The organism is Streptomyces sp. NPDC025721 (genome assembly GCF_055558595.1).
Genome location: NZ_JBVHMF010000001.1, coordinates 543,476 through 560,076, shown reverse-complemented (window position 1 = coordinate 560,076; position 16,601 = coordinate 543,476). Strand labels below are relative to the sequence as shown.

General features: G+C 70.4%; 14 protein-coding genes and 1 pseudogene. 5 read left to right on the top strand and 10 right to left on the bottom strand.

What is annotated here, in order from left to right; all coding sequences use genetic code 11:
- Positions 1-81: 81 nt before the first annotated feature.
- The 4 genes from ACZ4EF_RS02490 to ACZ4EF_RS02475 are packed head-to-tail and all read right to left on the bottom strand — an operon-like array spanning position 82 to position 4,390.
- Positions 82-1,089 carry an acyl-CoA dehydrogenase family protein gene (locus ACZ4EF_RS02490; RefSeq protein WP_467502351.1) on the bottom strand — a complete coding sequence of 336 codons (1,008 nt, stop codon included), beginning with the start codon at positions 1,087-1,089 and terminating at the stop codon, positions 82-84.
- Positions 1,074-2,294: an acyl-CoA dehydrogenase family protein gene (locus ACZ4EF_RS02485; protein ID WP_467502349.1), complete on the bottom strand. Its 1,221-nt coding sequence runs from the start codon at positions 2,292-2,294 to the stop codon at positions 1,074-1,076. The genes ACZ4EF_RS02490 and ACZ4EF_RS02485 overlap by 16 nt, the downstream gene beginning before the upstream one ends.
- Positions 2,295-2,301: 7 nt before the next feature.
- Positions 2,302-3,156: an SDR family oxidoreductase gene (locus ACZ4EF_RS02480; protein ID WP_467502347.1), complete on the bottom strand. Its 855-nt coding sequence runs from the start codon at positions 3,154-3,156 to the stop codon at positions 2,302-2,304.
- A 43-nt stretch (positions 3,157-3,199) separates the two neighbouring features.
- Complete coding sequence (locus tag ACZ4EF_RS02475; protein WP_467502345.1) at positions 3,200-4,390, bottom strand: amidohydrolase family protein; 1,191 nt, start codon at positions 4,388-4,390, stop codon at positions 3,200-3,202.
- A gap of 177 nt (positions 4,391-4,567) precedes the next feature.
- Here ACZ4EF_RS02475 and ACZ4EF_RS02470 point away from each other — a divergent pair, with 177 nt between their 5' ends.
- Positions 4,568-6,100, top strand: coding sequence for a class I adenylate-forming enzyme family protein (locus ACZ4EF_RS02470; RefSeq protein ID WP_467502343.1), 1,533 nt, complete (start codon positions 4,568-4,570; stop codon positions 6,098-6,100).
- Positions 6,101-6,167: 67 nt separating this feature from the next.
- On the opposite strand, the pseudogene mca reads toward ACZ4EF_RS02470, so the two are convergent.
- Positions 6,168-7,003, bottom strand: a pseudogene (mca, locus tag ACZ4EF_RS02465) (mycothiol conjugate amidase Mca).
- A gap of 119 nt (positions 7,004-7,122) precedes the next feature.
- On the opposite strand from mca, the gene ACZ4EF_RS02460 reads away from it, so the two are divergent.
- Entirely contained in the window at positions 7,123-7,761 is a 639-nt protein-coding gene (locus ACZ4EF_RS02460) for a TetR/AcrR family transcriptional regulator (protein WP_355337558.1), read from the top strand.
- Positions 7,762-7,855: 94 nt separating this feature from the next.
- Here ACZ4EF_RS02460 and ACZ4EF_RS02455 read toward each other — a convergent pair whose 3' ends face one another.
- Positions 7,856-8,245, bottom strand: coding sequence for an STAS domain-containing protein (locus ACZ4EF_RS02455; protein ID WP_355338056.1), 390 nt, complete (start codon positions 8,243-8,245; stop codon positions 7,856-7,858).
- Between the two features lie 282 nt (positions 8,246-8,527).
- On the opposite strand from ACZ4EF_RS02455, the gene ACZ4EF_RS02450 reads away from it, so the two are divergent.
- Both ACZ4EF_RS02450 and ACZ4EF_RS02445 read left to right on the top strand, forming a co-directional pair.
- A complete protein-coding gene (locus ACZ4EF_RS02450) occupies positions 8,528-9,106 on the top strand; it encodes a sigma-70 family RNA polymerase sigma factor (protein WP_355337555.1) in 579 nt (192 codons plus the stop codon).
- Positions 9,103-10,452, top strand: coding sequence for a maleylpyruvate isomerase N-terminal domain-containing protein (locus tag ACZ4EF_RS02445; protein WP_355337552.1), 1,350 nt, complete (start codon positions 9,103-9,105; stop codon positions 10,450-10,452). Before ACZ4EF_RS02450 ends, ACZ4EF_RS02445 begins: the two co-directional genes overlap by 4 nt.
- Positions 10,453-10,577: 125 nt before the next feature.
- Here ACZ4EF_RS02445 and purU read toward each other — a convergent pair whose 3' ends face one another.
- Both purU and ACZ4EF_RS02435 read right to left on the bottom strand, forming a co-directional pair.
- Entirely contained in the window at positions 10,578-11,453 is an 876-nt protein-coding gene (purU, locus tag ACZ4EF_RS02440; RefSeq protein WP_188279924.1) for a formyltetrahydrofolate deformylase, read from the bottom strand.
- A gap of 151 nt (positions 11,454-11,604) precedes the next feature.
- Positions 11,605-12,051 (bottom strand): SCO4402 family protein, encoded by a 447-nt coding sequence (locus ACZ4EF_RS02435; protein ID WP_355337548.1) that lies wholly within the window; start codon positions 12,049-12,051, stop codon positions 11,605-11,607.
- Positions 12,052-12,211: 160 nt separating this feature from the next.
- Here ACZ4EF_RS02435 and ACZ4EF_RS02430 point away from each other — a divergent pair, with 160 nt between their 5' ends.
- Positions 12,212-13,474, top strand: a complete 1,263-nt coding sequence (locus ACZ4EF_RS02430; protein ID WP_467502339.1) for an ABC transporter substrate-binding protein — start codon at positions 12,212-12,214, stop codon at positions 13,472-13,474.
- Between the two features lie 55 nt (positions 13,475-13,529).
- Here the strand turns inward: ACZ4EF_RS02430 and ACZ4EF_RS02425 are convergent, their stop codons facing one another.
- On the bottom strand, positions 13,530-14,714 hold the full coding sequence (locus tag ACZ4EF_RS02425) for a serine hydrolase domain-containing protein (RefSeq protein ID WP_467502338.1): 1,185 nt from the start codon (positions 14,712-14,714) through the stop codon (positions 13,530-13,532).
- 198 nt (positions 14,715-14,912) lie between these two features.
- Positions 14,913-16,421 carry a hypothetical protein gene (locus ACZ4EF_RS02420; RefSeq protein WP_467502336.1) on the bottom strand — a complete coding sequence of 503 codons (1,509 nt, stop codon included), beginning with the start codon at positions 16,419-16,421 and terminating at the stop codon, positions 14,913-14,915.
- Positions 16,422-16,601 lie beyond the last annotated feature (180 nt).

The window sequence follows — 16,601 nt, the reverse complement described above, 5'->3', positions numbered from 1 at the left end:
AGTCACGCATCGGACACAACACCGTGCGGACACTCCGTAATCGGAGGGTCAGCGAACGGCCACGGTGTGTGCGCAGCGTCATCACAGCAGCCATTCGGCGAGCATGTCCTCGTCAGCCGCTGACTCCTGGCCGCACACGGAGGGTATCCAGGAGCGCTTGATGTGCAGCTGTACATCCGCCTCCCAGGTGAAGCCCATGCCGCCGAAGACCTGCAGGCAGTCGCGTGCGTTACGGGTCGCCGCCTCGTCGGCGAGCAGGCGCGCGGCGGCGGTCTCGTACGGGTCGGCGGTGACGGCCGCCGCGTAGAGCGCGGTACGGGCCAGTTCGGCGCGGACCAGCATCTCGGCGCAGAGGTGCTTGACCGCCTGGAAGGAGCCGATCGGTCGTCCGAACTGCTCCCGCTCCCGGGCGTGTTGCACTGCCATACGCACCATCCGCCCCGCGCTCCCCACCCGTTGCGCGGCCTCCAGCACGGCCGCCTCGCGCCGTAACGCGACGGCTCGCGCGGGCACGGTCCCGCTCACCGTTATTTCCGATATGTCCGCCATGGCGAGCAGATGCAGCGGGGTCAGCGGGTCCACCGACCGCAGCGGCTCGGCGTGCCGCCGTACGGCGGACGCCTCGGCGACCGCGGCCTCGGCTTGGGCTGTAGCGCTGCCGGTGCCGGTGTCGGTGAGGACGAGGACGGCGTCTGCGGCGTCGAGGTGGGCGACGGAGTGCGGACCCGCTCCCCTCGCGTCGAGCAGGGTGACCACGGCCTCGCCGGTCGCGGCCCCCGGTACCACTCCCGCCGCGAGGTGGGTGGCGGTCAGCGGGCCGGGCACCAGCGCGCCGCCCGCCTCCTCGAAGAGCAGCGCGGCCTCCGGCAGCCCGAGCCCGACGCCGCCGTCCGCCTCGGGCAGGCGCAGCCCGAAGAAGCCGGTCTCGCCGAGGGCTCGCCAGATGTCCCGTGGCGGGGTGGCGGTACCGCCTTCCGCCTCGGCCGCGTCCACGGCGGCGCGCAGGGCGGTCCGGTCGAAGCGGGCGGCCAGCAGGTCCCGCAACGCGCCGACCAGGGCGCGCTGGTCGTCGGTCAGCCGGAAGTCCATGGCGGTGCGCTCCTCTCCGGTAACCCTCTCGGCTCCTTGGGCAGGCCGAGGACGCGTTCGGCGACGATGTTGCGCTGGATCTGCGAGGTGCCCGCGGCGATCGTGTAGGACAGCGAGCTGAGGCGTTCGGCAGTCCACGGGTGGTCGGCGTCGGGGGCGAGGGGGCCGAGGACGGTGGCGGCGGTGTCGTAGAGGAGTTGCCTCGCCTGCGAGTAGCGGAGCTTGAAGACGGAGGCGCCGGTGCCGGGGACGGCGCTTCCGCCGGTGCGCAGGGCGTGCTGGGAGGCGCTGACGTTCCACTGGGTGAGGCGCCACAGGACGGAGAATTCGGCGGCGAGCCGGCCGAGCGCGCGGCGGACGGCGGGGTCGTCCCATGTGCCGTTGGCGCGGGCCGCGCGGGCGACCTCGCCGAGAGTGCGGCGACAGGCGACGACTTCGCCGACGAACGCGGTGCCGCGCTCGAAGGACAGCGTCACCATGGTGACCCGCCAGCCGTCGTTCTGCGCCCCCAATCGGTTGCCGACCGGCACCCGGACCTCGTCCAGGAACATCTCCGCGAATTCCGTCGATCCGGCGAGTGTCCGCAGCGGCCGTACCCGTACTCCCGGCGCGTCCATCGGCATCGCCAGCCAGCTGATGCCGTGGTGCTTGGGCGTGCCGTCGGCGCGCGGGGTGGTGCGCACCAACAGCTCGCACCAGTCGGCGACTTCGGCGTGCGAGGTCCAGATCTTGGAGCCGGTGACGACGTACGCGTCGCCGTCGCGGACCGCGCGGGTGCGCAGGGACGCGAGGTCGGAACCGGCGTCCGGCTCGCTGAACCCCTGGCACCACACCTCCTCGCCCCGCAGGATCGGCGGCAGCCAGCGGCGGCGCTGCCGCTCGGTGCCCTCGGCCGCGATGGTGGGCCCGGCGTGCAGCAGCCCGACGAAATTCGCGCCCACGTACGGCGCTCCGGCCCGCTCGGTCTCCTCCAGGTAGATCAGGTGCTGGGTGGGGGTGGCGCCGCGGCCCCCGGCGTCCTCGGGCCAGTGCAGTCCCGCGTATCCGGCGTCGTACAGCAGCCGCTGCCAGCCCGTGTCGTACGCGCGCCGTCCCGGCCAGTCGCGGGGGTCGGGCGGTGAAGGCAGGGTGGGCAGCGCTTTGCCGAGCCAGGCGCGCAGTCGGGCGCGGAACTCCTCTTCCTCGTCGGTGTATGCGAGGTCCACGGTCCGCTCACCCCGTTCCGTAGACGGGTTCCGGCGGGGTCGCCTCGGCGAGCAACGCGCCGACCACGGGACCGAGCTCGACCGGCCGCCAACGGCGTCCCACGTCGGTCCGCGGGCCGTGCCGCCAGCCGTCGGCGACCGATACGGCGCCGCCCTCGACCTCGAAGACCCGCCCGGTGACCTCGCGTGCCTCGGGTCCCGCGAGCCAGACGACCAGCGGGGAGACGTTGGCCGGGTGGTAGACGTCGAAGCCGGTGGCGGGCCGGGCGACCAAGTCCGGCATCGCCTGCTCGGTCATCCGCGTCCTGGCGGCGGGCGCGATGGCGTTGACGGTGACGCCGTAGCGCGCCAGCTCCACCGCCGCGACCTGGGTGAGCGCGGTGATCGCGGCTTTGGCGGCGGCGTAGTTGGCCTGGCCGACGCTGCCGAGCAGCCCCGCGCCCGAGGTCGTGTTGATCACGCTCGCGTTCACTTTCTCACCCGCCTTGCTCCGCTCCCGCCAGTGCGCCGCCGCGTGCCGCAACGTCGCGAAGTGCCCCTTGAGATGGACCTGTACGACCGTGTCCCACTCCTCCTCCGTCATCGAGACCAGCATCCGGTCCCGCAGCACCCCCGCGTTGTTGACCAGCACGTCCAGCCGGCCCCAATGCTCCACCGCCGCGCCCACCAGCGACCGCGCGCCCGCCCACTCCCCGACCGACCGCTCGTGCGCGACCGCCTCACCGCCCGCCGCCCGGATTTCGGCCACCACCTCGGCTGCCGACTCCACGTCGTTGACGACGACCCGGGCGCCCTCGGCGGCGAAGGCCAGCGCGTGCTCCCTGCCGATCCCGCGCGCGGCCCCGGTGACGGCGACCACCAAGCCGTGGGCGAACCCGGCACCGCCGGCGGCTTCGCCAACTGCCTCACCGGTCAAGGTCGAGGCCCAGCATCCGGATGGCGTTGCCGCGCAGGAGCTTGTACGTGACCTCGTCGGACAGCCCCGCCATGTGGTCGGCGGCTACCTGCTTGGTATGGGGCCAGGTCGAGTCGACGTGCGGGTAGTCGGTCTCGAACATCGCGTTGTCCTCACCGATGGTGTCCAGCGAGGCGACCCCGTGCATGTCGCGGAAAAAGCAGCAGTAGATCTGCCTGCGGTAGTACGTGGACGGCGGCTCCGGTATCAGGTCCTTGACCCCGCCCCAGGCCCGGTGCTCGCGCCACACGTCGTCCGCCCGCTCCAGCGCGTAGGGCACCCACCCCATCTGCCCCTCGCTGTAGGCCAGCGTCAGGCGCGGGAACTTCACCAGCACCCCGGAGAACAGGAAGTCCATCATCGACGCCATCGCGTTGTTGAAGCTCAGACTCGCCTGGACCGCCGGAGGCGCGTCCGGTGACGCGGCGGGCATCTGCGACGACGACCCGATGTGCATGTTCACCACCGTGCCGGTCTCCTCGCAGGCAGCGAAGAACGGGTCCCAGTAGCCCGAGTGGATCGACGGCAGCCCCAGATACGTCGGGATCTCGCTGAAGGTGACCGCCCGCACCCCCCGCGCGGCGTTCCGGCGGATCTCCGCGACCGCCAACTCCACGTCCCACAAAGGGATCAGGCACAACGGGATCAGCCGGCCCCCGCTGTCACCGCACCACTCCTCCACCATCCAGTCGTTGTAGGCCCGCACACACGCCAGGGCCACCTCCTTGTCGTGGGCCTCCGCGAACGTCTGCCCGCAAAAGCGCGGGAACGTCGGGAAGCACAGCGACCCCTCCACATGGTTGAGATCCATGTCCTTCAGCCGCTCGACCGGGTCCCAGCACCCGCGCCGCATCTCCTCCCGCGTGATCCCGTCGAGCGTCATCTCGTCCCGCGAGAAACCCACCGCCGCGATGTTCCGCTTGTACGGGAACTTCAGGTCCTCGTAGATCCACCAGTCGGCGGGCGGTCCATCCGGATCCATCGTGATCCGGTACTTCCCGCCGATGTAGGCCAGTTCGCCGATCCCCGCCGTCAGCGGCTGCGGTCCCCGCTCGCGGAACCTCTCCGGCAGCCAGGTCGAGAAGAGATGCGCGGGCTCGATGACATGGTCGTCGACGCTGATGATCCTGGGCAGTTCCATCGGCCACTCCCTCACTGCATCCGGATGACGCTTCCGATCGCCGATCTGACGAGGCATCCGATCTGATGGACCGTCAGATCTACCGTATCGACCCGCCTCTGGACCGACAAGCGGCGGCGACTTACCCTTCTGAGAAATCTGACGCTTCGTCAGCTACGGTGCCGGGAGGCGATCGGCATGGATCCGACCATCGCGACACTCAGCGACTCCCGGACCCTGTGGGAGCTACTGGACCGCCGCGCCGCCCTCAGCCCCGACGCCCCCGTGCTGTTCGACACCGAGGACCGCCGCGTCACCTTCGGCGAACTGCGCGCACGGGCGCTGCGCGTGGCCGCCGGCCTGTACGGACTCGGGGTGCGGCCCGGCAGCCGCTTCGCCTGGCAACTGCCCACCCGCGTCGAGACCGTCGTCCTCTCCCTGGCCCTGGCCCGGCTCGGGGCGGTGCAGATCCCGGTCATCCCCATCTACCGTGACCGCGAGGTCGGTTACGCCCTCAGCCGCACACGGGCCGAGTTCTTCGCCGTACCCGGCACCTGGCGCGGCTTCGACTACACCGCCATGGCAGACCGCCTCGATCTCGCCGACCGCCCGTCCGTCCTGGTCGTCTACGACTCCCTTCCCGAAGGTGATTCCGGCACCCTGCCCCCGCCGCCGTCCGACGGGACCACCGTCCGCTGGATCTACTGGACCTCGGGCACCACCTCGGACCCCAAGGGTGTGCTGCACTGCGACCGCGGTCTGATCGCGGGCGGTTCCTGTCTCGCCCACGCACTGGAGATGCGAGCCGAGGACATCGGTTCCATCGCCTTCCCCTTCGCTCACATCGGTGGACCCGACTATCTGGTGATGCTGCTGCTGTACGGCTTTCCGGCCCTGCTCCTCGAACAGTTCGCCCTCCCCGCCTCTCTGGACGCCTACCGGTCCCACGGCGTCACCATGGCCGGCGGCTCCACCGCCTTCTACTCGCTCTTCCTCACCGAGCAGCGCAAGCGGCCCGGCCGCACACTCATCCCCACCCTGCGGTTGCTCTCCGGAGGCGGCGCCCCCAAGCCGCCGGAGCTCTACCACGAGATCGTCCGGGAACTCGGCTGCGATCTCGCCCACGGCTACGGCATGACCGAGGCACCGATGATCACCATGGGCTCCCCCCGTGACACCGTCGACCAAAGGGCCACCACCGAGGGCCGCCCGCCCGCCGCGATGGAGATCCGGATCGCCGACGACGGCGAGGTGCTGCTGCGTGGTGAGGCCGTGTGCCTCGGCTACACCGATCCCGCCTTGACCGCCGAAGCCTTCGACACCCAGGGCTACTTCCACACCGGTGACCTCGGCCGCCTCACCGAGACCGGTCATCTCGTCCTGACCGGACGCCTGAAGGACGTCATCATCCGCAAGGGCGAGAACATATCCGCCAAGGAGATCGAGGAACTCCTCTACCAGCACCCGGCGGTGGGCGATGTCGCCGTCATCGGCCTGCCGGATCCCGACCGTGGTGAACGCGTCTGCGCCGTGGTCGAACAGCCGCCGGGCGCCGATCCCCTCACCCTGGCCACCATTACCGACCACCTGCGCCGCTCGGGGCTCGCCGTCCACAAACTCCCCGAGCAACTGGAGATCGTGGACGCCCTGCCCCGCAACGAGACCCTGCGCAAGGTCCTCAAGTTCAAGCTCCGCGAGCGCTTCGCCGACACTCACGAGCGGCCGAACTGAGCGGACCGGCCGGCCAGGCCCCGACCGGCGGCGCGCGTCCCGCGCTCCCTCCTCCCCGCACCGCCCGTCACTCCTTGATTCCGGCGAAGAGATCGGTCTCCGGAAGCTTGGCCGGGATGTAGGAGCGGGCGAGAACGTAGTCCTCGGTGGGCCACAGGGCCCGTTCGAGGTCCCGAGGGTGGGAGAAGAAGGGGTTGTCCGGAGCGGCCTGGCTGGCGTGCGCGCGAAAGGCGCGGTCGCGGGTGGCGAAGTGGTCCTCGCAGCGGATCCGGGTCGTCGGGTGCAGCTCGACCGCCCAGTCGGGCCATTCGTCCAGCACCTGGCCCATCGAGGAGGAGAGCCCTCGGGCCGTCATGCCGTGGTGCAGGGTCTCGAACCAGGCGCGCGAGAAGGCCACTTGGTAGTACAGCTTCAGCGGTTGCCAGACCGGACCCGCCAGCGGGAAGCGTGCCGAGTCCCCCGCCGCGTCGAACGCCTCGGCGGCGACGCGATGGGTCTGGACATGGTCCGGATGCGGATAGCCGCCGGATTCGTCGTAGGTGACGAGGACATGGGCCGGAACTCCCGGACCACCGCGACCAGCCGCTCGGCCGCGACCGGCGGATCCTCGCGGGCGAAGCAGCCCTCCGGCAGCGCCTCGCCCTGCCCGGGCAGTCCCGAGTCGGAGAAACCGAGGAACCGTTGGCGCACCCCGAGGACGGCCGCCGCGGCGGCCATCTCCCGTCGTCGCACCTCCGGCAGCCGGGCCCTGACCTCCGGTGTGTCCAGCAGCGGGTTGAGCACGTCACCGCGCTCCCCGCCCGTGCAGGTCACGACCAGGACATCGACCCCATGGGCCGCGTAGTGCGCGAGCGTGGCGGCGCCCTTGCTGGACTCGTCGTCGGGGTGGGCGTGGACGGCCATCAGTCGGAGTGTCATCGCGGTCTCCTCTTCCTCTATTTCTTGTGTTGGACCTAAAATTAGGACGGACCCACTCAACTCGTCAAGACTTTTTTTAGGTCCGACCTACTAAAGTGGGAACCATGGCCCAACTCCGCGAGTTCAAGAAGCAACAGACCCGGCAGACCATCACCCACGCCGCCACCGCCCTCTTCGTCGAGCGGGGCTTCGAGGGGACGACGATCGCCGACGTCGCCGAGGCGGCCGGGGTCTCGAAGATGACCGTCACGAACTACTTCCCGCGCAAGGAGGACCTGTTCTTCGACATGCACGAAGAGGTGATCACCGGCCCCGCCCGCGCCTTCGCCGCCCGCCCCGTCGGCGAGTCCGCACTGGACGCGGTGCGCCGGGACTACCTCGAAGCGGTCGAGCGGCACGACGCGCTGCTCGGCTGGACCCAGCCCGGATTCACGCGGCTGATCGACGAGAGTCCGGTGCTGCGCGCCCGCCTCCGCGAGATGTACGACCACCAGGAGCAGGCACTGTCCGTCACGCTCGCCGAGGCCGTGGGCGACGAGCCGGACGCCTTTGAGCCGCGGCATGCCGCCGCCCAACTCAGCACGGTGCTGAGGCTGTTGTTCGGTGAGGCGCAGCGCCGGGTGCGACAGGGCACGACCGAAAGGGAGTTGTTCGACGCGCTGGGGCGGATTGCGCGGGAGGCGTTCACGCGACTGGAGCCGTCATTGGGCGCGTACGCGGTGCGGGAGTCCCCGCACGAGTGAAGACGGACGGGAAGGAAAGAGGAAAGGAGAGGAATGGTGAAGGCGAGCGAAGTCGAGCGAGATTGGCCGAAAGGGGCCGCCGGCAGAGGCCGATTCAGGCCGAGAGGGGCCTGGCGGTGTCGTCCGTCGCGGCTTCCAGATCCGGATAGACCTCGAAGAGCCGTCGTACGCCGAGGGCGGCCAGCACCCGGTTGACGTGCGCGCCGCCGCCGTAGCCCTCGGTGGGCACCGTCACCGTGGGAACGTCCTCGGGCAGCACGATGCGCAGGCGGCCCGCACAGGAGCGCATCAGCCGCCGGGCACCGATCAGGACACCGACTCCGCTGGAATCGCAGAAGCGCACGTCAACGAGGTCGAGTACCACCCGGCGCCGCCCTGCGGCGACCGCGTCGTGAACCTTCTGCCGGACCGCGGGAGACGAGATCAGGTCCATCTCACCCGCGACCGTCACCACCACCCAGCCGTCTCGCTCGGCCTGGGTCACCAGCACCGGTTCCCACCTCGCCTCGCCGTCGACTTCAGGAACATCATCACCATGACCCTATGCCCGTTCTCCGTCGTAACTCTGCAATGTTCCGGTCACACCCGGATAACAGACCGCCAAAATCGATCACAGTCAGCAGCAGGTTGGTGCAAAGCGACGCACGTCGCAGGAGGTGCCCGTTACATTCGACCTGAGCGCATTCGGGCACGCTGAACACACTCGGCTACGGTCGGTGGCCGGGCAAGGGGCGACAGGGCAGGCGACGAGGCAAGGGGGCGGCAGATGGCGACACCCGCACCACCGCGCTGGGACCGCAAGATGCAGCAGCGGCTGGCGCGCGGTGAGGAAGCCGCACTCGGCGAGCTGTACGACCGGTACGCCTCACTTGTGCACGGCCTGGCCTATCGCGTGATGGACGACGACGACGCGGCCGACCTCATCACCCGCGAGGTGTTCGGCTACATCTGGGAAAATCCGGACGCCTACGACCCGAAGCACGGCTCGCTGCGGTCGTGGATCGCGACACTCACCCAGCGGCAGGCCGTGCACCGGCTGCGACAGCAGTCGAACCGGGGCCGTTCCACGCCGGACGAAGTGGAGGCCCGGGTACGCGAGGCCAACACGGCGGCCCGCGCCGACTTCATCGTCACCTCGATGCCCGCCCCGCTGCGCGCCGCCCTCGAACTGGCCTACCGGGAAAGGGTCGACTACCGCACCGCGGCGGCCGGGCTCGGGGTGAGCGAGGACGAGGCGCGCCGTCGGCTCCGGCTCGGGCTGCAACTGCTGTCCACGGCCATGGAACCGGGCGAGCAGGGCGACGACCACCCGCTGGATCCCCGGGGACAGCGAGGGCGACGATGAGCGGTCCCGCGTTCCACAACGGCGACGGCCCGCACGGCGGGGACGACGGCGAGCCGCGCGTCCCGTACCAGCGCGAGCAGCCCGAGACGCGGGAGACCGCGCACCGGCAGCCGCCCGCGGAGTCGCACCAGCCGATGCCCCAACTGCCGCACTACGACCACCGCACCCTCAAGTCGCTGCTCGGCGCGTGGGCGTTGTCGGTGTGCTCGCAGGACGAGGCGCTGGCGGTCGAAGTGCATCTGACGGACTGCGCCACCTGTGCGGATGAGGCGCTGCGACTGCGGGACGCGGTGGGTCTGCTGCACCAGGAGGATTCGCTCGACCTCGATCCGCTGCTGCGGGCACGGGTGTTGGAAGGCTGCCTCGGCCGTCGGCCGGCGCGTATCCCGGTGCCCGAGTGGGCCGGACCGTTCGACGCGGAGGCCGCCCGGCTGGACGCGCTGCTGCGCGACCTCGGCGACGGCTACTGGAAGGCACCGGTCGAGCTGAAGTGGCACGACGGCGAGCAGCGGTCGACGGAGTTCACGGTCGCGCAGGTCATCGGTCATCTCACCGCCGTGGACAGCCTGATCGCCAGGTCGCTCGGGCTGCCGCCGGACGGCGGCGACCCGTCGGCGGACCCGCCGCGTTCCGGGCTCGGCGGGCTGGGCCTGGGCATCGGAATGGGCATCGCCTCCCGCGCCCGGCTGCGCAACGCCCGCACTATGGGCGACTTCCCGCTCACCCCGGTCGAGCGCACCGCCGCGCACTGGGCGACGCACAGCATGCTGCCCGGAGCGACCGTGCGCTCCCTGTGGCGCGAGCAGAGCCACAGCCTGGTGCGTACGGTCTCCTTCGCGGGCGGCGGCGCGGGCGGGCTCGATGTCGACTACGGCTCGTTCGCGCTGCCGCTGGAAGACGCCTTCCTGGACCGGGCCTTCGAGTGCTGGATCCACGCGTCGGACATCGCCGAGGCCGTGGACTATCCGTACGATCCCCCGGCGCCGCGCAATCTCAACCGCATCATCGACCTCGCCGCGCGGCTGCTGCCCGAGGCGCTGGCGGACCGGCGCAGGGCCGGTCTGACCACCTCGCCGACGCATCTGGTGACGGCCGGTACGCCGGGCCGTTCGCTGCTGCTCGAAGTCGAGGGCAAGGGCGGCGGCCAGTGGTATCTGCCGCTGGACTCGCCCGGCGCCGTCGCGTCGCCGGAGGAGATGGTCGCCCATGTGGCGATGGACTGCGTCGAGTTCTGCCAGTTGGCGGCGGGTCACATCGAGCCGGAGCGGATCGCGGTCGGCCAGATCGGCGACCGCGACGTCATCCGTGACGTGCTCTTCGCCACGGCGTCCCTGTCCCGCCTCTGAGACGGACGCCTCTGCCCTGACGAGGGCCGGCCGACGAGCCCGCTCGGACAGAGAGCTCAAGCGAAGAGCCCGGACAGAAGACTCAGGCGAAGAGCTCGGACAGAAGACTCAAGCAAAGAGCCCGCTCAGGCGAAGACGACCGTGCGGTGGCCGTTGAGCAGCACCCGGTGCTCGCTGTGCCACTTCACCGCGCGGGCCAGCGCCTGGCACTCCACATCGCGCCCGATGGCGACGAGCTGTTCCGGCGTGACCTCGTGGCCGACCCGCTCGACCTCCTGCTCGATGATCGGCCCCTCGTCGAGGTCGGCCGTCACATAGTGCGCGGTGGCGCCGATGAGCTTCACACCGCGGGCGTGCGCCTGGTGGTAGGGCTTGGCGCCCTTGAAGCTCGGCAGGAAGGAGTGGTGGATGTTGATGATCTGACCGGACAGCTCACGGCACAGGTTGTCGGAGATCACCTGCATGTAGCGCGCGAGCACGACGAGTTCGACGCCCTCCTTGCGCACGATCTCCAGCAGCCGCGCCTCGGCCTCGGCCTTGGTGTCCCTGGTGACCGGCACATGGTGGAAGGGAACGCCGTAGGAACCCACAAGTTCCTGGAAGTCGGTGTGGTTGGAGACCACGGCGGCGATCTCGACCGGCAGCGCGCCGATGCTGGTGCGGAAGAGCAGGTCGTTGAGGCAGTGCCCGAACTTGCTGACCATGAGCACGACCCGCATGCGCTCGTCGGACGGGTGGATCCGCCAGTCCATGTGGTACGCCTCGGCGATCGCCGCGAAGCTGGCGCGCAGCTTGTCCACGGTCACCGCCTGCTCGGCCGAGAAGTGCACCCGCATGAAGAACAGGCCGGTGTCCTGGTCGCCGAACTGCTGACTGTCGACGATGTTGCAACCGGTCATGAAGAGATAGCTGGAGACCGCGTGCACGATGCCCTGTTTGTCCGGGCAGGACAGGGTGAGGACGTACTGCGGGTCTGGCTGCGGCGGCTGCTGTTCGGTCACGCCGTCAGCCTCGCACAAACCGACCCCCTCAGGTCGGACTGTCCGTCAAGCGGAACCCACGGATATCGCGCGCCAGGTGGCGCGGGGAAAAGCAGGTGCCACCGGAAAACACGCACCAGGTGCGGCCCGGGGACGTACGAACATCCAACGGTCACGCCGACCGTATGTAGATCGCCAGCACCTCCAGCGAGCGCGGCGGCGTGTCCGGGTCGTCGCCGTCGGCGGCGGACATCCGTACGTGGGCGTCGCGGGCGGCGCGGACCGCCTCCGGCCAGGCGTGGTGGTCGAGATAGGCGGCGACAGGTGCGTCGGCGCCCACCTGGTGCAGGATTTTGAGGACGCGCAGCACGGCGACGTCGACGAGCGCGGCCTCCTGCGAGTCGCGGAAGATCGTGCCCACGTACTTCTCGGCGGACCAGTTGTCGAGCCAGGTGTCCTCGACGAGCCGGTACACGGCGTCCGTGACGTCCCCGTATCCCTCGCGGCCGGTCTGCCAGACCTCCCGCTGGAACACCGGGTCGCTGATCATGTGCAGCGCGGAGCGCACATTGCTGCGCCAGCGCCACCAGGGCATGTCGTTGAGCGGCATGCCCCCCATCGTGGAGGAGTGACGGCCGCGACGGGAAGACTTCTCCGAACCTTGCACAATGGCGCATCGTACGTTCTCCACCGACGCCACCCGTAATTCACCTGATAGTGACCGTCCGTTCGCTTGTGGTCACCCCGGCGTTGGGCGCGGGCCGGAATCTTCGCATGACATGAGGGAACGGCGTATCCGCAGGGTCCGCACGGCTGCCGTCGCGCTGCTGGCCACAAGTGCGCTGCTCAGCGGGTGCGGTGTGCTTCCCAGAGGTTCGGGCGGCTCCACGGAACCGCTCGTCGTGATGACGTGGGCGCCGGTCGACACGAAATCAACCAATATGCCGGGAATGCTTGCCATGGCGCAGGCATTCGAGAAGTACACCAACGAGCAGGGCGGTCTCAACGGCCGCAAATTGAAGGTGCTGACCTGCAACGAACGCCATGACGCGGTCGCCGTCACGGACTGCGCGCAGCAGGCGGCGAAGGCGGGCGCGGTCGCGGTTGTCGGTTCCTACAGCGAAGAGGGCGGCAGTTTCACCACCGCCCTGGAGTCGAACGGCATCCCGTACATCGGCGGCTACGGCATCACCGCCGACGAGTTCCAGAGCCTGCTGTCGTACCCGGTCAACGGCGGTCTGCCCGCGCTGCTGGCGGGCAGCGGACGGCAGTTGGCGGACCTGTGCAAGAAGGTCAATCTGGTACGGCCGGACACGATCACCGGTGACCAGTTCCCGATCTTCCTCGACCAGGGGCTCAAGAGCGGCGGCCGGCCGCCCGCGCGCGACATGCTCACGGCCGACGACTCCAACGACTACACCGACATCGCCACCGCCGCGGTCGGCAACAACAAGCCGTCCACCTGCGTCTCCGCGGTGCTCGGCGACCGCACCAGCACCTTCTTCGACTCCCTGCGCCGAGTCGGCGAGGAGCAGCCGAAAGTGCGGCTGTCCTCGGTGCTCGGCAGCGTGCAGCAGTCGGTGGTGGACTCGACCGGCGGCGCGGGCAGCCCGCTGGAGAACGCGTACGTGACCGGCTGGTACCCGCCCGCGTCCGACGCCAAGTGGGCCGAGATGAAGTCGGTGGTGAAGAAGTACGCGTTCGGCGACGACCGGATCGACGTCGCCGACCCCGGGGTGCAGACCACCTGGGTCGCGTACACCGTCTTCGCCAAGGTGGTGCGGGCGATGGACGAGAAGGTCAGCGTGAACGCGGACAATCTGCACCGCGCGATGGACACCACGACCCACCTGTCGACCGGCGGCCTCACCCCGGATCTCGGCTGGACGCAGGCCGATCTGCTGGGCATCCCGAGCCACTCCCGGATGGTGAACTCCAAGGTCACTTATCAGGTGGTACGCGACGGGCGGCTCGTGCTGGCGCGGCCGGGCTTCGTGGACCTGACGAAGACGCTCCGGCAGAACTCGTCCGCGCAGAACTGACCACCCACGAGCGGCCCGTACGACCCCTAGCGCCCCGTCCAGGACGCGCGCGCCCTCACACCCCCGCCGCGTACCGCCAGAAGTCCCGCATCACCTGGGGCGGCGTCGGGCCGGTCATCGCGCGCTGCGTGAAGAGGATGCTGACAGCGCCGGTCGAGGGCGTGACATGCGCCGTGGTGCCGCTGCCGCCGACCCAGCCGTAGCGGCCGAGGACGTTCCAGGGGTCGGTCTCCGCGACGTCCACCGAGCCGCCGAAGCCCCATCCTTGGCCTTCGAGGAACAGCTCGCTCGCGTCGCGCTGGGACCGCGTCAGGTGGTCGGTGGCCATCATCCGTACCGACCGCGCGGACAGCAGCCTGCGGCCGTCCACAGTCCCCTCGGCGAGCAGCATGCGGGCGAAGGCGAACCAGTCGTCGACGGTCGAGACGAGGCCGCCCGCGCCCGAGGTGAAACCGGGCGCCTTGGTCCACTCCTCGCCCGGCGGGTCCGACAGTTCGATACCGCCGTCCGCGCCCGTCCCGTAGGCGCTGGTCAGCCGGTCGAGCGCGGTCGCGGCCACGGTGAAGCCGGTGTCGGCCATGCCGAGCGGTTCGAAGATCCGCTCGGCGAGGAACTCGGCGAAGGAGCGGCCCGAGACCCGGGCGATCAGCGCGCCCTGGATGTCCGAGCCGGTGTTGTACAGCCAGGCGTCTCCCGGCTGGTGGAGCATCGGGATACGGGCCAGCGCCGCCAGCCAGTCGTCGGGGCCCGCGAAGCCCGACAGCCGCGCGGGGCCCTGCTTCAGCTCGGTGAACAGCGGTTGCAGGGCGGGGAGTGAGAAGTCGCTGGGCATGCCGTACCCGGCCCTGAAGGTGAGCACGTCGGCCACGGTGACCGGCCGGGCGGCCGGGACCACGTCGTCGACCGGGGCGTCCGGGGTGCGGACGACGACCGGCGCGGCCAGTTCCGGCAGCCAGGTCGCGATGGGGTCGTCCAGCGCGATCCGGCCGTCGTCGACGAGCATCATCACGGCGGCGGCGGTGATCGGTTTGCTGACGGAGGCGATCCGGAAGATCGCGTCCCTGGCCATCGGCACGGCGCCCTCAAGGTGCGCGGAACCGACCGCTGCGACCTCCACCCGGTCGCCGCGTGCCACCAGACCCACCGCACCCGGAATCGTGCCGTTGTCGATGTACGGCTCCAGGACGCCGCGCAGGCCCGCCGCCGGATCGGTCGTGGAACTGTTCGTGGGATGCGTCATCGGTCCACCTCTCGCGTGGTGCGGTCGAGAGGAAGACTGCCGCGTCGGCGCGGATTCATCGGTCGGGCGCGGACGTGTCGGCTCCGTCACCGTCCGTCCGCGTACGCACGCATATAAGCGCACGGGAGCGCACAGGCGCGCAAGGAAACGCGCGGTGACGCGTATACGCCCGTGGCCCCGTCCACCAACGGCCCCGGCTCAGAGCTGGCTGTACTGCCGCTCGGTGAGCCCGTACTGCTTCGCTATGGCGTTCCACAGCCGGACCGCGCGCTTCTTCTGCTCGGTGGCGGTGCCGCTCTCGCGGTTGCCGTCCTGGGCCTCGCCGGTGCTGCGGGCGTGGCCGCCCTTGCAGACGCTGTGGTTGTGCGCGGCCTGGTCGGCCCAGTTCGCGTAGTGGCCGTCCGCGGCGGCCGACGCCTGCCACGCCTTGGTGAGGGCTTCGGTCAGGTCGGCGTGGTTGGGCAGCTTGTCCACCGACAGGCCGCCGAGCTGGGTGACCAGGCCGGTGCGCTGGGTGGCGGCGGACCGCAGGTCGGCGGCGGCGGGGCCGAGATTCTTGCAGTTCTTGATCGACTCGACCGCGCTCACCACGGAGCTGCGGCTGTTGCCGCTGGTCTTCAGCAGCGCGTCGAGGCCCTGCGCCTGCTGCTTGACGGCGTCGTCGGCCGCGGAGTCGGTGCTGCCGCTCGCGGACGTGCTCGGCGCGGAGGTCGCCGGGGTGCCGCTCTTCGACGCGGTGTTGTCCGTCTTGGTGTCGCCGCCCTTGTTCAACAGCCCGCCGACCACGAGGCCCGCGACCACGCACCCGGCGACGACGATGCCGATCACCATGAGGGGCGACAGCCTGCGGCGCGGACCGTCGTCCTGACCGTGCCCGCCGTCGTAGCCGTAACCGGGGTCGTACGGCTGCTGCGGGGGCTGGCCCATGCCGCCCTGCTGCTGCCCGTACTGCTTCTGTTGCTGTTGCTGTTGCTGGGACGGCGGCTGGATGATCCGCTGGCGCAGCGGTTCCGGGCCGGGCACGTCGCTGCGGAACAGGTGGTCGTAGTCGCTGTCGTGCTGCGGCCCCGTCTGGGGTTGCTCCTCGTACCCGCCGCCCTGGCCCTGACCCTGACCTTGGCCCTGACCCTGGCCCTGACCTTGGTCGTACGACTGCTGGCCGTACTGCTGCTGGCCGCCGTACGACTGCTGCTGGTCGTACCCCTGCTGCCCGTAGCCGTCGTAAGGCTGCTCATAGGACTGCTCGTACGACTGCTGCGGGGGCGGGGACTGCGGGCCGCCGTACTGCGGCTGCTGTTCCTGCTGGTCGTGGTCCTGGAAGATCGACAGCGGCAGCGCCTGGGTGGCGTCGGCGGCCTGCTGCTGCGGGGCCGTGGGCGGTGCCTGCGGCGGTACGGGCGGCAGCGGCGGTACCGGGCCCGGCCCCTGGCTCGCGGCGGCCATCGGCATGCCGGGGTCGCCGCCGGGGTACGGGGGCAGCATTTGCGTGGCGTCGGCCACCGGGACGGCGGGCGGCGGCATGCTCCCGGGATACGGCGGCAGCATCTGGGTGGCGTCGGCGGGCTCGGGCAGCGGGGCGGGCTCGCCCCAGGGGGAGCCGCCGGCCGGCTGCACATGTTCCCCGTAGGGCGGCTGCTGCCGCCCCGCGGGCACCACGACGCCCCGGTACGCCTCAGGCGTCTCCTCGCCGCGTCCGTCGGTGTGCATCGCCGCTGACTCCCGCCTATGCCCTGTCGTCCGTTGCCGGATCCTTCCGAACCATCCGCCAACGCTACCGGGTTAACCGGACCATCAACCACGTACCCGAACGAGTGAACGTCATGACACACCGAGAGGGCGGAAGTACCGGGCGTACCGGGCCCGTTCCCGCAAGGTCTCTCCAGCGCT

Excerpts from the sequence above, each read along its gene's own strand:
- ACZ4EF_RS02425 (WP_467502338.1), bottom strand. The coding sequence starts at position 14,714 with ATGACGCATCCCACGAACAGTTCCACGACCGATCCGGCGGCGGGCCTG.
- ACZ4EF_RS02460 (WP_355337558.1), top strand. The coding sequence starts at position 7,123 with ATGGCCCAACTCCGCGAGTTCAAGAAGCAACAGACCCGGCAGACCATC.
- ACZ4EF_RS02435 (WP_355337548.1), bottom strand. The coding sequence starts at position 12,051 with ATGGGGGGCATGCCGCTCAACGACATGCCCTGGTGGCGCTGGCGCAGC.
- ACZ4EF_RS02430 (WP_467502339.1), top strand. The coding sequence starts at position 12,212 with ATGAGGGAACGGCGTATCCGCAGGGTCCGCACGGCTGCCGTCGCGCTG.
- ACZ4EF_RS02445 (WP_355337552.1), top strand. The coding sequence starts at position 9,103 with ATGAGCGGTCCCGCGTTCCACAACGGCGACGGCCCGCACGGCGGGGAC.
- ACZ4EF_RS02490 (WP_467502351.1), bottom strand. The coding sequence starts at position 1,089 with ATGGACTTCCGGCTGACCGACGACCAGCGCGCCCTGGTCGGCGCGTTG.
- ACZ4EF_RS02420 (WP_467502336.1), bottom strand. The coding sequence starts at position 16,421 with ATGCACACCGACGGACGCGGCGAGGAGACGCCTGAGGCGTACCGGGGC.
- ACZ4EF_RS02450 (WP_355337555.1), top strand. The coding sequence starts at position 8,528 with ATGGCGACACCCGCACCACCGCGCTGGGACCGCAAGATGCAGCAGCGG.
- ACZ4EF_RS02470 (WP_467502343.1), top strand. The coding sequence starts at position 4,568 with ATGGATCCGACCATCGCGACACTCAGCGACTCCCGGACCCTGTGGGAG.
- ACZ4EF_RS02475 (WP_467502345.1), bottom strand. The coding sequence starts at position 4,390 with ATGGAACTGCCCAGGATCATCAGCGTCGACGACCATGTCATCGAGCCC.